General features: G+C 60.2%; 17 protein-coding genes. 7 read left to right on the forward strand and 10 right to left on the reverse strand.

Translation table 11 applies throughout. The features are described from left to right. Window positions 1–173: 173 nt before the first annotated feature. A complete protein-coding gene (locus H0Z09_RS19170; RefSeq protein WP_186692506.1) occupies window positions 174–1,010 on the reverse strand; it encodes a LysR substrate-binding domain-containing protein in 837 nt (278 codons plus the stop codon). A 97-nt stretch (window positions 1,011–1,107) separates the two neighbouring features. Here H0Z09_RS19170 and H0Z09_RS19175 point away from each other — a divergent pair, with 97 nt between their 5' ends. After that, window positions 1,108–2,007, forward strand: a complete 900-nt coding sequence (locus H0Z09_RS19175) for a DMT family transporter (protein WP_186692508.1) — start codon at window positions 1,108–1,110, stop codon at window positions 2,005–2,007. A 123-nt stretch (window positions 2,008–2,130) separates the two neighbouring features. Next, window positions 2,131–2,460 carry a YXWGXW repeat-containing protein gene (locus H0Z09_RS19180; RefSeq protein WP_076950322.1) on the forward strand — a complete coding sequence of 110 codons (330 nt, stop codon included), beginning with the start codon at window positions 2,131–2,133 and terminating at the stop codon, window positions 2,458–2,460. A 110-nt stretch (window positions 2,461–2,570) separates the two neighbouring features. On the opposite strand, the gene H0Z09_RS19185 is transcribed toward H0Z09_RS19180, so the two are convergent. From H0Z09_RS19185 to H0Z09_RS19200, 4 genes are all read right to left on the reverse strand, one after another. Continuing rightward, window positions 2,571–2,966 (reverse strand): type II toxin-antitoxin system VapC family toxin, encoded by a 396-nt coding sequence (locus H0Z09_RS19185; RefSeq protein WP_186692518.1) that lies wholly within the window; start codon window positions 2,964–2,966, stop codon window positions 2,571–2,573. Further along, window positions 2,963–3,220 (reverse strand): AbrB/MazE/SpoVT family DNA-binding domain-containing protein, encoded by a 258-nt coding sequence (locus H0Z09_RS19190; RefSeq protein ID WP_076950324.1) that lies wholly within the window; start codon window positions 3,218–3,220, stop codon window positions 2,963–2,965. Before H0Z09_RS19190 ends, H0Z09_RS19185 begins: the two co-directional genes overlap by 4 nt. 172 nt (window positions 3,221–3,392) lie before the next feature. Then, entirely contained in the window at window positions 3,393–4,766 is a 1,374-nt protein-coding gene (ppnN, locus tag H0Z09_RS19195) for a nucleotide 5'-monophosphate nucleosidase PpnN (protein WP_076950325.1), read from the reverse strand. 150 nt (window positions 4,767–4,916) lie between these two features. Next, a complete protein-coding gene (locus tag H0Z09_RS19200; RefSeq protein ID WP_186692530.1) occupies window positions 4,917–5,741 on the reverse strand; it encodes an aspartyl/asparaginyl beta-hydroxylase domain-containing protein in 825 nt (274 codons plus the stop codon). 307 nt (window positions 5,742–6,048) lie between these two features. Between H0Z09_RS19200 and fabV the strand changes: the two genes are divergently transcribed. After that, window positions 6,049–7,242: an enoyl-ACP reductase FabV gene (gene fabV, locus H0Z09_RS19205; RefSeq protein ID WP_186692532.1), complete on the forward strand. Its 1,194-nt coding sequence runs from the start codon at window positions 6,049–6,051 to the stop codon at window positions 7,240–7,242. 72 nt (window positions 7,243–7,314) lie between these two features. Here the strand turns inward: fabV and H0Z09_RS19210 are convergent, their stop codons facing one another. Beyond that, complete coding sequence (locus tag H0Z09_RS19210) at window positions 7,315–8,499, reverse strand: anthrax toxin-like adenylyl cyclase domain-containing protein (RefSeq protein ID WP_083735259.1); 1,185 nt, start codon at window positions 8,497–8,499, stop codon at window positions 7,315–7,317. A 210-nt stretch (window positions 8,500–8,709) separates the two neighbouring features. Between H0Z09_RS19210 and H0Z09_RS19215 the strand changes: the two genes are divergently transcribed. After that, the gene (locus H0Z09_RS19215; protein ID WP_186692534.1) at window positions 8,710–9,333 is read left to right on the forward strand and encodes an HAD family phosphatase; all 624 of its coding nucleotides are present in this window, start codon (window positions 8,710–8,712) and stop codon (window positions 9,331–9,333) included. Here H0Z09_RS19215 and H0Z09_RS19220 read toward each other — a convergent pair. Beyond that, on the reverse strand, window positions 9,330–10,235 hold the full coding sequence (locus H0Z09_RS19220) for a LysR family transcriptional regulator (protein ID WP_186692544.1): 906 nt from the start codon (window positions 10,233–10,235) through the stop codon (window positions 9,330–9,332). The two genes, H0Z09_RS19215 and H0Z09_RS19220, sit on opposite strands and share 4 nt — an antisense overlap. A gap of 102 nt (window positions 10,236–10,337) precedes the next feature. Between H0Z09_RS19220 and H0Z09_RS19225 the strand changes: the two genes are divergently transcribed. Next, a complete protein-coding gene (locus H0Z09_RS19225; protein WP_186692547.1) occupies window positions 10,338–11,507 on the forward strand; it encodes an aspartate aminotransferase family protein in 1,170 nt (389 codons plus the stop codon). A 116-nt stretch (window positions 11,508–11,623) separates the two neighbouring features. On the opposite strand, the gene punR is transcribed toward H0Z09_RS19225, so the two are convergent. Continuing rightward, on the reverse strand, window positions 11,624–12,538 hold the full coding sequence (gene punR, locus H0Z09_RS19230) for a DNA-binding transcriptional activator PunR (protein ID WP_186692549.1): 915 nt from the start codon (window positions 12,536–12,538) through the stop codon (window positions 11,624–11,626). 122 nt (window positions 12,539–12,660) lie between these two features. Here punR and punC point away from each other — a divergent pair, with 122 nt between their 5' ends. After that, entirely contained in the window at window positions 12,661–13,845 is a 1,185-nt protein-coding gene (punC, locus tag H0Z09_RS19235) for a purine nucleoside transporter PunC (RefSeq protein WP_186692551.1), read from the forward strand. Between the two features lie 146 nt (window positions 13,846–13,991). Here punC and H0Z09_RS19240 read toward each other — a convergent pair whose 3' ends face one another. Continuing rightward, window positions 13,992–14,825 (reverse strand): nucleoside-binding protein, encoded by an 834-nt coding sequence (locus H0Z09_RS19240; RefSeq protein WP_186692553.1) that lies wholly within the window; start codon window positions 14,823–14,825, stop codon window positions 13,992–13,994. A 157-nt stretch (window positions 14,826–14,982) separates the two neighbouring features. Between H0Z09_RS19240 and H0Z09_RS19245 the strand changes: the two genes are divergently transcribed. After that, window positions 14,983–16,485, forward strand: a complete 1,503-nt coding sequence (locus tag H0Z09_RS19245; RefSeq protein WP_186692555.1) for a nucleobase:cation symporter-2 family protein — start codon at window positions 14,983–14,985, stop codon at window positions 16,483–16,485. Window positions 16,486–16,585: 100 nt separating this feature from the next. Here H0Z09_RS19245 and H0Z09_RS19250 read toward each other — a convergent pair whose 3' ends face one another. Continuing rightward, on the reverse strand, window positions 16,586–17,518 hold the full coding sequence (locus H0Z09_RS19250; RefSeq protein WP_186692557.1) for a proline iminopeptidase-family hydrolase: 933 nt from the start codon (window positions 17,516–17,518) through the stop codon (window positions 16,586–16,588). Window positions 17,519–17,525: the final 7 nt, after the last annotated feature.

A 17,525-nucleotide genomic window follows, 5' to 3' on the forward strand; every position in this document is an offset into this window, starting at 1 on the left:
TACCGAAATCTGCTTTTCTGTGGCGAGCGGGCTTGCCCCGCGTTGGGCCGCGTAGCGGCCCCAAAACCATGCCGCGATTTGCCTGACCCGGCGAGGCGGCCTTAATGGGGCTGCTACGCAGCTCAACGCGGGGCAAGCCCGCTCGCCACAGTCATAACAAGCTCGCCGACGTTTCAGGCCTTGAACTGCCTGACTTGCTCATGCAAATGCAGCGCGAGTGCATTGCCGCTATCGCACAGCAGGTACAGATGCTGCGCCGGCAGCGGCGGCAGGTCTTTCATTTCTACCAACCCCTCGCCCATGCGGCTGTGCTCCATCAGGCCCACCGCCACACCGCTGCGCACACAGGCTTCCACCGCGAAGGTATTAGGGCTTTCCAGCAGCACCCGGTGATAAATGCCGTGATCCTTCAACGCCTGCAAGGCCGCTGCGCGGTACGGGCAACCGGTGATGGGCAAGGTGACGGGAAGCGGCGTATTCGGTGGAGAGCTGAAGTGCTCGGCTGCGACCCACAGCGGTTGCACAAACCCCAGTCGCTCGCCTTGTGCCAGCGGCTGTGTGCTGACTGTGATGGTCAGGTCCAGCTGGTTTGCCATAAACAGATTCAGCAATTCACCGCTGGTGCGCGCTTCAACTTCCAACTCCAGCAACGGATTGTCGGCAATCAACTTGGGCAAAAACTGCTGGATGAAGGCGGGCGCATAGGTGTCGGGAATCCCCAGGCGGATCTTGCCTTCCATGCGTTGCGGCATCAGTGAAATCAGCAGGCGGTCGTGGCTCTTGAGAAACTCGGTGGTTTCGCCCAGCAGCTTCTTGCCGTACAGCGTCAGTTCCACGCCCTGGTTGCTGCGGCTGAACAGGCGTTGACCGATCTGATCCTCCAGCTTCTGGATATGCGTGGTCACGGTAGACGCGCTGCGGTGCACATAGTCGGCCGCTTCATTGAAGCGCTGAAAGCGCGCCACGGCATGAAAGGTGCGCAATAGATCGATATTCAGCTGTTTAGCCATGGTTCCATTTTTCCGGATTGCTCATGCAGCTTATTCAAATATACAGAATCATGTGTGCCCCTTAGCCTTGACGTCAACCTACAAGGCAGGAGGCGTCATGAAGCGATCGACCCTGGGACTCTTGGCAGTGCAAGCAGCGTTTGTGTTGTCGTGGAGTTCAGGCTACATCGGCGCAAAGTTGGGTACCCAAGGCAGCGGCGCGTTCAACCTGCTGTTCTGGCGGTTCCTGTTGGTCTCGGTGTGCCTGGGCCTGTACTTGAATGCCAGGCTGCTGAAGGTTTCGCGGGCACAGATCCGCCACTACGCCATTATCGGTTTCCTGTCGCAGTTCCTTTATTTGAGCTGCCTCTACGTAGCGATCCAGAATGGCTTGCCGCCCGGCATCGCCGCGATTATCGCTGCGCTGCAGCCATTGATGACGGCCGCGCTCTCGACGGGAAACGCCGCCGAGCGCAGCGGCGGCTGGCAGTGGGTGGGCCTGATGATCAGCTTCGCCGGGGTCTCGATTGTTATTGCCGGCCAATACGGCAGCGGGGGCCAGGGTGTGAGCCTGGTGATGTACCTGTTGCCACTGGTGGCCGCCCTGGGGCTGACCCTGGCGACATTGTATGAGCGCCGCAGCGTACAGCGCCACGATGCGGGCCTGGTACTGCCGCTGTTCATCCAGTCGTTGCTGACCTTGATCGGCTTCACCGGCGCCGTGCTCTACACCGATACGTTGAGCATTCCCCATGATCCCGAGGTGCTGGTTTCGATTGTCTGGCTGACGGTGTTTTCCACCTTTGTCGCCTACTTGAGCCTGTGGATGTTGCTGCGAGTCATGACCGCAACCCATGTGGCGGCGTTGGTCTACCTGGAACCGCCCGTCACCCTCGTATGGGCGGCGTTGATGTTTGGCGACGTGATCCAGGCATCGACCTACGCCGGTATGGCCGTGGTGGGCGCCGGGTTGCTGCTGGTGCGCTGCAAGCGACCGACCGTCGCGTGTACCTCTTGAGGCCCGCGGGTTCAGCAAGCAGACAGACATCACCTGTTAAAAAGAACCCAGGGCCACGCAGGAGCGCGGCTGCAACAAGGGGGCTTTTTTACAGCAGTGGGCGTCAGCGCCCGAGGGTTTTGTATGTTGCTACGTTATGCGGCATTGGCGGCCATGGTCGTCGCAGCATCCGGTTGTGTACAAGAGCGCGTCGTGCACGAGCGCAGGCCGGTGCAACGTGAATACGTCGAGGTTGTCGCGCCGCAACCGCCGCCGGTGCAAGTGATCGAGGTCGAGCCGGCGCCACGCTACGGTTATGTGTGGTCACGCGGTTATTGGCGCTGGGAAGGCGGGCGTTATGTGGCGGTTCACGGACATTGGGAGCCGGTGCGCGAGGGTTATCGCTATGTCCATCCGCACTGGGTGCAACACAGTGACGGGTACCATTGGCAGGTGGGCGGCTGGATTCGCTGAGCCTTGGCCGGATAGGTCTTTGCGTGTCTGCAAGCTGAACGTCATCCGACAGTAGGGCGCCGTGCTGATCGGTGCCCAAATCCTCTGGAGCAGCGGCGTATCCGTAGGCCTCAAGCCAGCCGTTTCATGCCCGCTGTCTTGGCCGCATTGCCATCGAAGGTCGCGGTGTAGTCGCAGCCGGCCGCATGGGCACAGCGCTCGATCAGGCAGTCGGCAAAATCAGCCTTGCTCGCGATGAACTTGCGCAGTGCCTGCCAGATGAGATCGGCATGCTCCACGGTCAGTTCGCGCGTGTGCAACAGGGTTTCCAGTACCATCACCACGTCGCTCTTGGCCGATTGGTAGCAGGATTGCAGCACCCACACCAGTTCCACAATGGTCACCAGGCTGACAAAACCCGGTGACGCGGCGGTGAGTGATTCGATCAGTTGGGACGCCTTGGCTGATTGAGCAGGATCATCCTGGGTCACATAGCGCACCAGCACGTTGGTATCCAGGCCGATCATCCCGCCTTGGCTCCCTGGGCCGCGATGGCGCTGTTCATGTCTTCGATGGACACGGCCTTGGCCGGCTTGCGGATGAGCCCCTTGAGGTCCCTGACGGTTTTGCTCGCGGCAATGATGGAAAACTTGCCGTCTTCCATTTCGACAAATTCCACCCGATCGCCTGTTTCCAGGCCCAGGGCGGTCCGGACCTGGACAGGGATGGTGATTTGTCCTTTTGAAGTGAGTGTGGCGGTTGCCATAGTGAAGATCTCCATCGTGATATTCCTTACCTTAGGGTAAGGAATGACAGAGGACAATATCCGTTGGTCCATAGATTGCTCGCAGAGGTGGGTGAGGGGAACAGTGAAAACCCTAGACCGGTTTTCTGATCCTCACACCCTCGGCCACGCGCCAAACAGATACAAACTATGACCGACCGCCGCTGGCTTACTGCACTACGCGATAGCACGGCACATACGCCGCGCCGCCTGGCAGTTTCATGCGGTGCTGGGCGACAAACGCTTTGAGCAGTTCATCCAGCGGTTGCATGATCGCCGGGTCGCCGTGAATCTCGTACGGGCCGTTTTCCTCGATCAGGCGGATACCCTTGTCCTTCACGTTACCCGCCACGATCCCGGAGAACGCACGGCGCAGGTTGGCCGCCAGTTCATGGGGCGGCAGCGCGTGGCTCAGTTGCAGACCGGCCATATTCTCGTGGGTCGGGTCGAACGGGCGCTGGAAGCCTTCGTCGATTTTCAGCAGCCAGTTGAAGTGGAAAGCGTCGTTGCGCTCGCGGCGGAACTGCTTCACGGCCTTGAGGCCGGCGGTCATCTGGCGCGCCACTTCGGCCGGGTCGTCGATGATGATCTGGTAGTGCGCCTGCGCGGCCGCGCCCAGTGTCGCGCCGACGAAGGCGTGCAGTTGCTGCAGGTACGGCGCTGCGTCTTTCGGCCCCGTGAGAATGACCGGGAACGGCAGGTCGCGGTTGTCCGGGTGCATCAGGATGCCGAGCAAGTACAGGAACTCTTCGGCCGTGCCGGCGCCGCCCGGGAAGATGATGATGCCGTGGCCTACACGCACGAAGGCTTCCAGGCGTTTTTCGATGTCCGGCAGAATTACCAGTTCGTTGACGATCGGGTTCGGCGCTTCGGCGGCGATGATGCCCGGCTCCGTCAGCCCCAGGTAGCGCCCGCCGGTAATGCGTTGCTTGGCGTGGGAAATGGTCGCGCCTTTCATCGGACCTTTCATCACGCCTGGGCCGCAGCCAGTGCACACGTCGAGGCTGCGCAGGCCCAGTTCGTGGCCGACTTTCTTGGTGTATTTGTATTCTTCGGTATTGATCGAGTGCCCGCCCCAGCACACCACGATCTTCGGCTCCACACCCGGGCGCAGCGTGCGGGCGTTGCGCAGCAAGTGGAAGACATAGTCGGTGATGCCCTGGGAATTGCTCAGGTCGATGCGCTGGCTGTCCAGCTCGTTCTCGGTGTAGACGATGTCGCGCAGGGCGCTGAACAGCATCTCGCGGGTGCTGGCGATCATCTCGCCATCGACGAAGGCATCGGCCGGGGCGTTCAGCAGTTCCAGGCGCACGCCTCGGTCCTGCTGGTGGATACGTACTTCAAAATCCTTGTAGGCATCCAGGATGGTCTTGGCGTTATCGATGTGTGCGCCAGTATTGAGGATCGCCAGGGCGCACTGCCGAAACAGGGTGTAGATGCTGCCGCTACCGGCTTCGCTCAGTTGCTGGACTTCACGTTGGGACAGGGTTTCGAGGCTGCCCTTGGGGCTGACGGAGGCATTGATGACTTGACGTTGGGGCATTCCGGTTCCTTGAAAGCGCAGCCACCGCACCCGCAAGGGGCCGCGATGGCTTGAGAAGAGTGGGCGCCGAATTCGGTCGCACGAGACGGATATTTACCTCAGGCGCAAGGCCGAGTGCAAATACCGTCCAGCACCATCATGCCGCAGAACTCACTGAATCAGCTTCCAGTTTTTGTAGAAAACTCGACGCAGGGTAAAGACCATCCCGGCAAACCCTGCGATCACGGCATTAAGCACCAAAGGCAGGGCGGTCGGTCGCACGATGTCGATAAACAGGCAGTAACGCTTTGCGTCATTCTTGTTGAAAGACGCATGCATCAAGGTGTCATCGAAGATAAACAGCGGGTCGTCGTGCCAGTAATGCTTGTGCGTGCCGACCTGGATGTAGACGCCTTCGTGATGGGGCGCCGGGGCCATGTTGTAGAGCACGCGGAACATCATGCGCAGGGGGCCGAAGTGAAACGAGGTCGAACGGTTTTCGTTGAATACCGACACGCCGATCGTCTTCACGAACGGCAGCTTTTCGCGCAATTTGGGAATGTCCAGAGCGGTTTCGATGGGCCTGCCATACCACTGGAAAAACAACATGCCGCGCTTTTTCTCGGCCATGCGCTCATCCAGGTAGCCGATGATCTCGTCCTTGTGGGCCATGGCCTCATCGATCACCCGTTGCAGTTCTTCACGCCAGGCCACCGGCAGGTCGGGCATTGTGTAGACGTGGCGGTTACGCGAACTCAGCAGGTCGAACAGGGTATTGAACGGTGCCAGCAGCCACGTGTTGCGGCCACTGCCGATAAAGTATTTCTTGATGGTAGGCGCGTCATACAGGCCATTGCGCAGGAAGTCGTAGATCCCGCAGACCACGACCAGGCCGAGAAACACCAGGGTGGTCTCGGGGAATACATCAATGATCAGCAGCACGCCAAAGACCCAGGCGACCGATACCGCTTTTTTACGCAAGGCAGGCCTGTTCATGCAACTCACTCCAGCAGGACGCCATTCGACAGGTCCGGATCCGTGGCCGCGAGTGGTGGGTTTTGAAACATATTGAAACAACTACGTCATGGTAAGGCGTAAGCCGCTGGAAAGGCGTTTTAAATAGCGTGAAATTGTGAAGACGCTGCACAGGTTCCAACGCCGGTTGCACAGCGTGGATCGGATTTTGTAATCGGAAGATTTGCGACTATCGTGACGCTTCGGTTTTTTGGACGTCATAGACCGGTACGATTGAAGTTGAATGGCCACCACTGGCCTTCGGCACCTTGGAAGAGGCAGAAATTTTATGATCATCAAACCGCGGGTTCGTGGCTTTATCTGTGTGACCGCTCACCCTGTTGGCTGTGAAGCGAATGTCAAGCAACAGATCGACTACGTGACTGAGCACGGCGCCATCGAAGGCGGCCCAAAAAAGGTGCTGGTCCTCGGCGCTTCCACTGGCTACGGCCTGGCCGCGCGCATCAGTGCTGCCTTTGGCTGCGGCGCCGACACCCTGGGCGTGTTTTTTGAGAAAGAAGGCGAAGAAGGCAAGCTGAGCTCCGCCGGCTGGTACAACAGCGCCGCGTTCGAGAAGTTTGCCGTCGAAAAAGGTCTGTACGCCAAGAGCATCAACGGCGACGCGTTCTCCGACGAGATCAAGCGCCTGACCATCGACACCATCAGGAAAGACCTGGGCAAGATCGACCTGGTCGTCTACAGCCTGGCCGCGCCGCGCCGTACCGACCCGCAAGGCGTAGTGCATACCTCCACCCTCAAGCCGATCGGCAAGGCCGTGACCTTGCGCGGTATCAACACCGACAAAGGCGTTGTCGTCGATACCACGCTTGAGCCCGCGACCCAGGAAGAAATCGACGGCACCGTGAAAGTCATGGGTGGCGAAGACTGGCAGCTGTGGATCGACGCCCTGCGTGACGCCGACGTGCTGGCCGAAGGCGCCAAGACCACCGCGTTCACCTACCTCGGTGAAAAGCTGACCCAGGATATCTACTGGAACGGCTCCATCGGCGAAGCCAAGAAAGACCTCGACAAAAAAGTCCTGACCCTGCGCGACAACCTGGCCGCACTCAAGGGCGACGCCCGTGTGTCGGTGCTCAAGGCGGTGGTGACCCAAGCCAGTTCGGCCATCCCGATCATGCCGTTGTACCTCTCGCTGTTGTTCAAAGTGATGAAAGAGCAGGGCACTCACGAAGGTTGCATCGAACAGGTCTACGGCCTGTTCAAGGACAGCCTGTACGGCGCCCAGCCGAAACTCGACGCCGACGGCCGCCTGCGTGCCGACCTGGCCGAGCTGGAACCCAAGGTCCAGGACGCCGTCGCTGCCCTGTGGAACCAGGTCACTGATGACAACGTCAACGAGATCAGCGATTTCGCCGGCTACAAGGCTGAATTCCTGCGTTTGTTCGGCTTTGAGGTCGATGGCGTGGACTACGAGGCTGATGTGAACCCGACCGTCAAGATCAACGGTCTGGTCCAGGCGTAATTGGCGTAATTGGTATGACGGACAGCGACCTCGGTACAGGGTTACCAGGCCGCTGTCTGTTTTTACGCTGATTTAAGCAAAACGATTTCTTGCCCGGATGAAGTCTGACCGCCTGACTTCGACCACTTCTTTCTCCCAGAGTGGATTCAACGGCACGTGATAGCCGCTATCCTTGGCGGTCTTGATCAATTCCATCATTTCCCTGCTGTTGTTGATAATGCTGATTTCATCGAATCTGCCTAGTTTTGTCGGCAGGAAAAAAGTTGTCGGGTAGTTAGCGGCCACATCCGTCACAGGGTTGCCTGAGTCCGCACTGTGATGGACCACCCGCTCTCCGTCGCGGACCAGCTTTTGATTGATGATGCCGATCATCTGCTTCAGGCGTGGGCTTATATTGCCGAGGTGGGGATCTTCCTTGCTGTAGAAGCGAGCGGCGCTCGCAAAGTCGGCGCTGAGTTCTTCCGGAACCTGCTTGTAGCGCTCCATTCGTTGCTTGAACACGCTGTGGGCGACATCGGGTACAGGGAGGTTATCCTGTGAGCCAAAGTCACTCAGGTGAGGGGCGATCATGTGCAGGTCATAATCGGCGGTCAAGGCTTTGCCCTCTGGCTGCTTCGCCAGCACTTCAAGCGGTTTGCCTTGATGGGTGATGAGATAGCTATCGCTGCCGGGCGAGATGGGGTGGGCTTCGAATGTGTAAGACTGTTGGCTGGGCCCGCGCGCGTTTAATCGCAGGGTGCCGTCGCGGCCTGCCTGTTGGGTGATGTGGCCGAGCGCCGTCAGTTCGTCAATGCGACTCTTGGAGAGTTTCAGGGGAATCGGGACCGCATGGCCGCCCTGGAGGCAACCCACGATCTGCGCGTTGGCGTTAGCGATTTTTTCCGGTGTTTTCTGCACAAACTGTTCAAGTTTGCTGAAGGCCTGATCTGTACAGATCAGGCCGGCCTGCGGTCCCCAGTTGGCACTTTTGCCTTTGATATGAAAGTCCTTGGTGGGGTGCCCGGCCGCTATCAGCCCCGTGGCCACGGATTCGACCGGGCGTATGCCAATGATGGAATTAGTGGCTGCCGCTATGCCCTGCAAAGGGGCTAGGTGGCTCGCGACTATTCCGGTTTTGCCTCTGACCTGATCGAGCAGAGCGTGCGGGAGCCTGTCGGTGTCTTGCGCGACGCCAGTCTGTTGGAGGGGCTGATTAGGTTGCAACGCCTCCAGGCTGGGTACGAAGGGTAATGTAACGGGGGACGTCATGTCTTTCATTGGAATGCCTCTACGTCAGGTTTGTGGCCGCGATGGCTGATTCCCTTCAGTACAGATCTCCTTGTGGTGCAAAGCTGACACTAAAGGATGTCGCCCTCCGATGTAGCTGGGGAGGGCAATTTTCAGAACGGTCCTACCCCCCGCTGCCTACTGCTATCGGCCGCAGGCATGCCAGACTGCCTTCGCCATGTTGCGCAAACGGAGGAACCCATGACAATCCATGCAGTTGTTTTTGATTTCGGCGGTGTCCTGTTCGACTGGAGCCCGCACCACCTTTACCGCAAGCTGATTGCCGATGATCACGAACGGCAATGGTTTCTCGATAACATCTGTACCCAGGCCTGGAACACCGAGCAGGATGCCGGTCGCTCCCTGGCTGAAGGCACGCGCAGTCTCATCGAGCAGCATCCGCAGCATGCGCATTTGATCCAGGCCTATTACGACCGCTGGCATGAGATGCTGCCTGGCCCGCTGTCGGACGGCGTGGCGATTCTCGAGGCGTTGCATCAGGCCGACGTGCCGTTGTTCGGGCTTACCAACTGGTCGGCTGAGACGTTCCCCTATGCGCGGGCCAATTACCCGTTCCTGCAGTGCTTTCGCGATATCGTGGTGTCGGGTGAGTTGAAGCTCATCAAACCTGATGCGGCTATTTATCACGCGAGCCTGCGCCAGGTGCGTGCCCATCTGCCGGATATCCAGCCCGAAGAAGTGGTGTTTATCGATGATGTCGCCAGCAATATCGAAGCGGCCATGGCGCTCGGTTGGCAGGGCATACACCATGTGTCGGCGCAGCGCACGGCGGCGCGCTTGCGTGAGCTGGGCGTAGGTTTCTAGCGGGCCCATTTTTCCATGGCGAAATTCACGAACGCGCGCAGCTTGGGCAGGCGATAACGGTCCTGGCCGTAGAGCAGGTGCATGGGGCGGCTGGGCAGTCGATACTGGGTCAACAAGGCCACCAGCTTGCCGCTCTCCAGGTCCGGTTGCACCAGGGCGTCGGCCAGCATGATGATGCCCATGCCGTTCACCGCCGCCTGGCGCAAGCCTTGCGAGCTGTTGATGGTCAATGAGCCGCAGACCTGCACCTCCCGCTCGCCGTCATCACTGGTCATGCGCCACAGTTTTTCAGTGTCGCGCCAATTGTCATTCGCCGGGTAGGCGAACGCCAGGCAGTCGTGTTGCTGCAGGTCATCGGGCGTTGAAGGCGTGCCGCGTCGCGCCAGGTAGGCAGGTGAGGCGCAGAGGGTGAGGGTGTAGTCCTGCATCGGCCTGGCGATCAGGCTGGACGTTTCCAGTTCGCCAAGCCGGATCGCCACGTCGAAGCCGCTGTCGACCAAGTCCATGCGCTCGTTGCTCAACACCACGTACAGGTTGATCAGCGGGTAGCGCCGGGAAAATTCGCTCAAGGCCGGGGTAAGGCGTTCGGTGCCGAACACCGGGGGTGCGGTGATGCGCAGGGTGCCTTTGGGCACGTCACTCTTGGCCTGTTCGGCCAATTGCTCGGAGTCGGCCACCAGCCCCAGCACTTCCAGGCAGCGCTGGTAATACTGGCCGCCAAATTCCGTGAGGCTTTGCTTGCGCGTGGTGCGCTTGAGCAGGCTGACGCCCAGGCGCTGCTCCAGGGCGCGCAGGTGGTTGCCGACCATAGTGGTCGACATGCCGCACGCGTGTGACGCCGCCGTCATGCTGCCGGTCTCGACCACCTTTACGTACACCGACATCGCCTGGAACAGATCCATTATCAAGCCTTGATTTAAAGTCATCGCAGGAATGCCGAGTTTATCCAGCTTGGGTGGTTAACGATACTGCAGCCATCACAACGAAGCACTGGAGCCTCTGCCATGACCGCCGCCTGCCTGATGACCACTTATCAACCTTTGGCCCTGAGTTTTACCCGCGGCCTGGGCACACGCCTGTGGGACCAGCAAGGCCGTGAATACCTGGATGCGGTGGCCGGCGTGGCGGTGACCAATGTCGGTCACTCCCACCCCCGGCTGGTGGCGGCGATCAGCGAACAGGCCGGGCTGTTGCTGCACACCTCCAACCTCTACAGCATCGACTGGCAACAACGGCTGGCCCAGCGCCTTGCCCGGCTGTCTGGCCTGGATCGCGCCTTCTTCAATAATTCCGGCGCCGAAGCCAACGAAACCGCGCTGAAACTGGCGCGGTTGCATGGCTGGAAAAAAGGCATCGAGGCGCCGCTGGTGGTGGTGATGGAAAACGCCTTCCATGGCCGCACGCTCGGTACCATGGCCGCGAGCGATGGGCCATCGGTGCGCTTGGGCTTCCAGCGCTTACCGGGGGATTTTCTCAAGGTCGCCTTTGGTGATATGGCGGCGATAGAGGCAATGACCAAGGCGTTCGGCACGCGCATCGCGGCGGTTCTGCTGGAGCCGATCCAGGGTGAAAGCGGCGTGTTGCCGGCACCGCAGGGCTACCTGAAAGCGTTGCGTGATCACTGCACGCGGCATGGCTGGCTGATGATGCTCGATGAAATCCAGACTGGCATCGGTCGCACCGGCAGCTGGTTTGCCTTCCAGCACGAAGGCATCGTGCCGGACGTGATGACCCTGGCCAAGGGCCTCGGCAATGGTGTACCGATCGGCGCCTGCCTGGCGCGGTCCGCGGTGGCCCAGTTGTTCACGCCGGGCAGTCACGGCAGCACCTTTGGCGGTAACCCACTGGCCTGCCGAGTCGGTTGCACGGTGCTGGACATTATTGAAGAACAAGGCTTGCTGCAGAACGCCGCGCAACAGGGTGAGCGTTTGCTCGCGCGGTTGCGGGTGGAGCTGAGCGAGCATCCTCAGGTACTGGCGATTCGGGGGCAGGGGTTGATGATCGGGATCGAGCTGGCCAGCCCTTACCGCGACCTGGCCCAGCGCGCCGCGCAGGAGCACGCCCTGCTGATCAACGTGACGCGGGGCAAGGTCATTCGGCTGCTGCCACCGTTGACCCTGGATGCCAATGAAGTCGAGATGATCGTGCGGGGTATTACCCGCCTGCTGAATTGAAATGCCATCAACCATGTAGGAGCGGGCTTGCTCGCGAATGCGGTGTGTCAGTCACCAGATATTTCGACTGATACACCGCATTCGCGAGCAAGCCCCACATTCGATCTATGTGATTTTTAGAGATCTGGTCCATTCAACCACTCCTGATTCATGGTTTCGGTATCCCCCAGGTACTCCAGCAACCACGCCATGGCCGGCGACAGCTTGCTCTGCGCCCAAGCCACGCACGACGGGCTGGCCGGGAAGGGGCGCGACAGTTGCAGCGCCACCAGCTCACCGCGCTCGATCCACGGCAACACCTGGTGCGCCGGCGCCATGCCGACACACAGTCCGTCACGCAGGCAGTCAAGCGCGGACGCCCAATTCGGCACCACCAGCCGCCGCTGGTTATCCAGGGTCCAGGTGTCGCGCTTGGGCAAGTTGCGCGAGGTATCCGTCATGCACAGCGAGGCGAAGGGGCGCAATTGGTCGTCACTCAGCAACCCGTCGATACTGGCTAGCGGATGCCGCGCACTGACCACGCACAGCCAGTTCAGCAAGCCCATGTCGCGGAAGGTAAAGCGGCTGGCGACCGGCACCGCGCTGGTGGCGCCGATCACGATGTCGGTGCGTTCATCGGCCAAGGCATCCCACACACCGTTGTACACCTCGTACTCCAGCAGCAGCTCGACTTCGGGAAACTGCCGATAGAAATCCAGCACCAGCTGCCGGCAACGTTGAGGTTTGACGATAGAATCCACCGCGACCTTCAACTGGCCACTCCAGCCATTGGCCACCTGCTGGCACAAGCGCCGGGTGCCGAGCATCTTTTTCATCACGCCGCGGGCTTCGTCGATAAACAGACGGCCGGCAGGCGTCAGCTCCACGTCACGATGCCGTCGTACGAACAGCGGCACCGCCAGCCATTCTTCAAGCTGACGCACGGTGTAGCTGATGGCCGACGGCACGCGATGCAGCTCCTGGGCAGCGGCGCTGAAGCTGCCGTGGCGCGCCACGGCGTCGACCACATCCAGGGAATATTCGGACCACATGAGGCATGCCTTCAAATTTCTTGATAGAAGTGTCCAATTATTATCGCTTCACAGCAAAACTGTCAGCTTCATAATGGCCGCCAGTCAGCAAATAGTTTGATGGCAGGATTAACAAGGCTTCAATGAAAAATTCTTTTGGTTTCACTTGGTATCTGGCGGGGCTGAGCATGCTCGGTTATCTCGCCATGGATATGTACTTGCCGGCGTTCGGCGCCATGGGCGAAAAGTTGCAGGTTGGCGCCGGCGCGGTGGGCGCCAGCTTGAGTATTTTCCTTGCCGGTTTTGCGCTCGGGCAATTGTTGTGGGGGCCGTTGTCCGACCGCCTGGGACGCAAGCCGATCCTGCTCGCCGGCCTTGGCCTGTTTGTGCTGGGTTGCGCGGGGATGTTCTGGGTCGAGACCGCGCCGCAACTGCTGGCATTGCGTTTTGTCCAGGCGATTGGTGTGTGTTCCGCCGCCGTGAGTTGGCAGGCCTTGGTGATCGACCGCTACCCGGCCGACAAGGCACACCGCGTGTTCGCCAGCATCATGCCGCTGATGTCGCTGTCGCCGGCCCTGGCGCCGCTGTTGGGGGCCATGGTGCTGAATCACTTTGGCTGGCAGGCGATCTTCGGCGTCTTGCTCGGGGTATCGCTGCTGTTGCTGCTGCCGACAGCCTTCCTGCGCACCCCGCCGAAACGCCGGGCAGAGGAAGGCGAACCTTCGCGCCTGGGTTATGGACAATTGCTGACGTCTCGCGTGTTCACCGGCAACGTGATGATCTTCGCCGCGTGCTCGGCCAGTTTCTTCGCCTGGCTGACCGCTTCGCCCTTCATCCTGGGCGACATGGGCTACAGCCCGAATGACATCGGCCTGAGCTATGTGCTGCCGACCCTGGCGTTCCTGGTGGGCGGCTACAGTTGCCGAAGCGCCCTGCAGCACTGCCAGGGCAAGACGCTGCTGCCGTGGTTGCTGCTGGCGTACTGCATCAGCATGCTGGCGTTGTACCTGGTCGCGACCTTGACCGTGCCGACGCTGACCACCCTGCTGATTCCGTTCTGCCTGATGGCGCTGGTCAACGGTGCCAGTTACCCCATCGTCGTGGCGAATGCACTGATGCCATTTGCCGAAAATTCCGGCAAGGCGGCGGCGCTGCAGAACACGTTGCAACTGGGGCTGTGCTTTCTCAGCAGCTTGTTGGTGTCGTCGATGATCGAGCAGCCGCTGCTGATCACTGTGATCGTGATGCTGGCGACCGCGCCCGTGGCGGTGTTCGGCTATTGGCTGGCGCGGCCAAAAACCGGTCGTTCGGAGCTGGTGCGCACTTGAAGTGATAATCGCAAAATGTGGGAGCGGGCTTGCTCGCGAATGCGGTGTGTCAGTCACCAGATATTTCGACTGATACACCGCATTCGCGAGCAAGTCGAATCGTCGCACCGCCGCTCCCACAGTTAAGACGGTTCCGTCAGCTACTACTAAAAGGTGATTTCCATATTCACCGTCGGTGTGGATGTACGGCTGCCCCGGCCGCCGTCCACGCCGAACTTGTTGTGCCAGTACTCATAACCCACGCCCAGGTACAGGTTCGGCTTCACGCTTTTACCCGGCCGTACCGCCACCATCAGCGCCGTGCGCATCAGCGCTTCCGGCGCGGTATCGCGGCCGTGGTAGTCATCGCCTTTGTCCCCGACGTAGTTGATGAACCCCTGGAATTTCGCCGCATGGTTGGCGACTTCGAACGGGCGCATCCAGGTCAGGTTGAGCATGTAAGTGTCGTCGAAGGTGTGGTTCGTCTCCTGCGCGCCAGGGATACCGGTGTGGTTCCTTTCCTTGTAGTACATCAGGCTCAGGTCCAGCACGCCGACGGTGTTGAACTTCAAGGTCGGGCCGATCACCAGCGCGCGCTTTTTCGCTGAAGCGAAGTTGTTGTTGCGGTTGGCGTCAAACCCCAGGGTGAGCGCGTAATCCTTGACCAGGCCGCTGCCCGGCGGCACATCGAACACCCGCGATGCATACAACTGGTGGCGATACACCGCGTAGACCTCGCTCCCGCCCCGGTCAGTGCCTTTGCGCGGGTCGCGGCTGTCGGACAGGAACACATCGAGGTTGAGGAAATTGCTGCCATACCGGTAGCCGCTGGCGTGGGTAAAACTGTAGATGCGCTTGCTGAATGCGTCGGGGTTATTCGGATTGGTGAACTGCTGTCCGTAGCGAAAACCTACGCTGTTGTTCATCCACTCCACCGCGACGGCCTCCCCACCGCCGAGCAAGGTGAGTGCAACGGTGGCTCCCTGTAGTGCCTTTTTCATTGTTCTGGTCCTTTGGCGTTCTGGCTCATTACGGCCGAATTGTTTTTGTAACGCCGATGGAGGGTATCTTGTTCGATAGATTGTATACAACTCTATGGACATCCAGTCCTAACATTGCATACAGTGGCCGCACAACAAAAACAGAGAACCCCTCACCATGACTAACCCGAAGGCGTCACCGCAGCGGCCAGAAGATGAGAATCTCGGCGTCGCCGCCAACATGGCTTACGGCCTGCAACATGTACTCACCATGTACGGCGGCATCGTCGCGGTACCGTTGATCGTCGGTCAGGCGGCCGGGTTGTCGCCGGCGGACATCGGCCTGTTGATCGCCGCGTCGTTGTTTGCCGGTGGCCTGGCCACGCTGTTGCAGACCCTCGGCCTGCCGTTCTTTGGCTGTCAGTTGCCGTTGGTGCAGGGCGTGTCGTTTGCCGGTGTGGCAACCATGGTGGCGATTGTCGGCAGTGATGGCGCCGGCGGCGTGCCGGCGATTCTCGGGGCGGTGATGGCCGCGTCGTTCATCGGGTTGCTGATAACCCCGGTATTTTCACGAATTACTAAGTTCTTCCCACCGCTGGTGACGGGTATCGTGATCACCACCATCGGCCTGACCCTGATGCCGGTCGCGGCGCGCTGGGCCATGGGCGGCAACAGCCGCGCCGCGGATTTCGGCAGTATGTCCAATATCGGCCTGGCGGCGTTGACCCTGGTGCTGGTGCTGCTGCTGAGCAAGATCGGCAGCGCGACCATCTCGCGCCTGTCGATCCTGCTGGCGATGGTGATCGGCACGCTGATTGCGGTGTTCCTCGGCATGGCGGACTTCTCCGGCGTGACCCAAGGGCCGATGTTCGGTTTCCCGACCCCGTTCCATTTCGGCATGCCCACATTTCATCTGGCCGCGATCATTTCCATGTGCATCGTGGTGATGGTGACCTTGGTCGAGACCTCGGCCGATATTCTGGCGGTGGGTGAAATCATCGACACCAAGGTCGATTCCAAACGCCTGGGGAATGGCCTGCGCGCCGACATGCTGTCGAGCATGTTTGCGCCGATCTTCGGTTCGTTCACCCAGAGCGCGTTTGCGCAGAACGTCGGCCTGGTGGCGGTCACCGGGGTGAAGAGCCGCTTTGTGGTGGCCACGGGCGGGCTGTTCCTGGTGATCCTCGGCTTGTTGCCGTTCATGGGGCGAGTGATCGCGGCCGTGCCCACCTCGGTACTGGGCGGCGCCGGGATCGTACTGTTCGGCACCGTGGCGGCCAGCGGTATCCGCACGCTGTCGAAGGTGGATTACCGTAACAACATGAACCTGATCATTGTCGCCACTTCCATCGGTTTCGGCATGATCCCGATCGCCGCGCCGAGCTTCTACGATCAATTCCCGAGCTGGTTCGCGACCATCTTCCACTCGGGGATCAGTTCGTCGGCGATCATGGCGATCCTGCTGAACCTGGCGTTCAACCACTTCACCGCCGGCAACTCGGACCAGCAGTCGGTGTTCGTGGCCGGGACGGAGCGCAGTTTGTGCTTCCACGACGTGGCGGCGCTGCGTGATGGCGATTACTTCAGGGGCGGCAAGTTGTTTGATGCCGAAGGCAAGGAGATTCCGGTGTTGGCGGATGTAGCCAAGAAGACGACTAGGCCTGAAACCAACGCGGTTTAAAAATGTGGGAGCGGGCTTGCTCGCGAATGCGGTGGTTCAGTTAAAAAGTCTGTGACTGACACACCGCATTCGCGAGCAAGCCCGCTCCCACATTTAGATCTCAGCCGGCCTTTAGGGCGGTGTACGAAGCTGAACACACCTCATCCAGAAACTTCACCACCGTCCCCATGCACGCCTGGCGTTCTTCCACATGGGGCATGTGGCTGGAGTCTTCAAACAGCGCCCAGCGCACATCGGCGATTTCATCCAGGAACGGCTTGACCACCAACGGCGTGGCCTCGTCGTGCCGGCCGGAAATGACCAGGGTCGGCACCTTGATCGCCGACAACCGGCCCGTCGATTTCCAGTCCTTCAAGCTGCCGATCACGTGGAACTCGGTGGGCCCGCTCATGGCGTGGTACACCGTCGGGTCCGAATCGACCTGGGCGAATGTGCGCGCGACCTCTTCCGGCCACGGGTTGACCCGGCACACGTGATGGTCATAGAACACCCGCGAGGCGGCGAGGTAGTCCGGATCTTGGTATGTGCCGGCGGCTTCGTGCTTGAGCAGGGTTTCATGCACACCCTGGGGCAACAATTTGCGCAGACGCTCAGCTTCACTGACCCAGGTGCGCATGCAGGTCGGCGAATTGGCCGGGATGAAGGCACGCAGGCCTTTGGGCTGCAGCATGGCGTGCTCACTGCCGAGCATGCCGCCCCAGGACTGGCCGAGGATCGCGTAGTTGTCGCTGATCTGCAGGTGGTCCAGCAGGTTGTCCAATTCGGCGAGGAACAGCCCCACGGTCCAGAAGGATGGGTCTTTTTCCGGCAAGTGGGTCGAGCGGCCGTTGCCGATCTGGTCGTAATGGATCACGGCGTGGCCGCTGGCGGCGACATCCTTGAACGCATCAACATAATCATGGGTGCAGCCGGGGCCGCCGTGGATAACCACCAGGGGCGTGCGACCGCTGCAGAGGTCGCCGGTGACGCGGTACCAGGTTTGGTAGGCGCCAAACGCCGCATACCCTTCGCGGATTTTTTCGATGAATTCCATTTCGTGC

It is taken from the genome of Pseudomonas sp. SWRI18, assembly GCF_014268345.1.
GTDB classification, from domain to species: domain Bacteria; phylum Pseudomonadota; class Gammaproteobacteria; order Pseudomonadales; family Pseudomonadaceae; genus Aquipseudomonas; species Aquipseudomonas cedrina.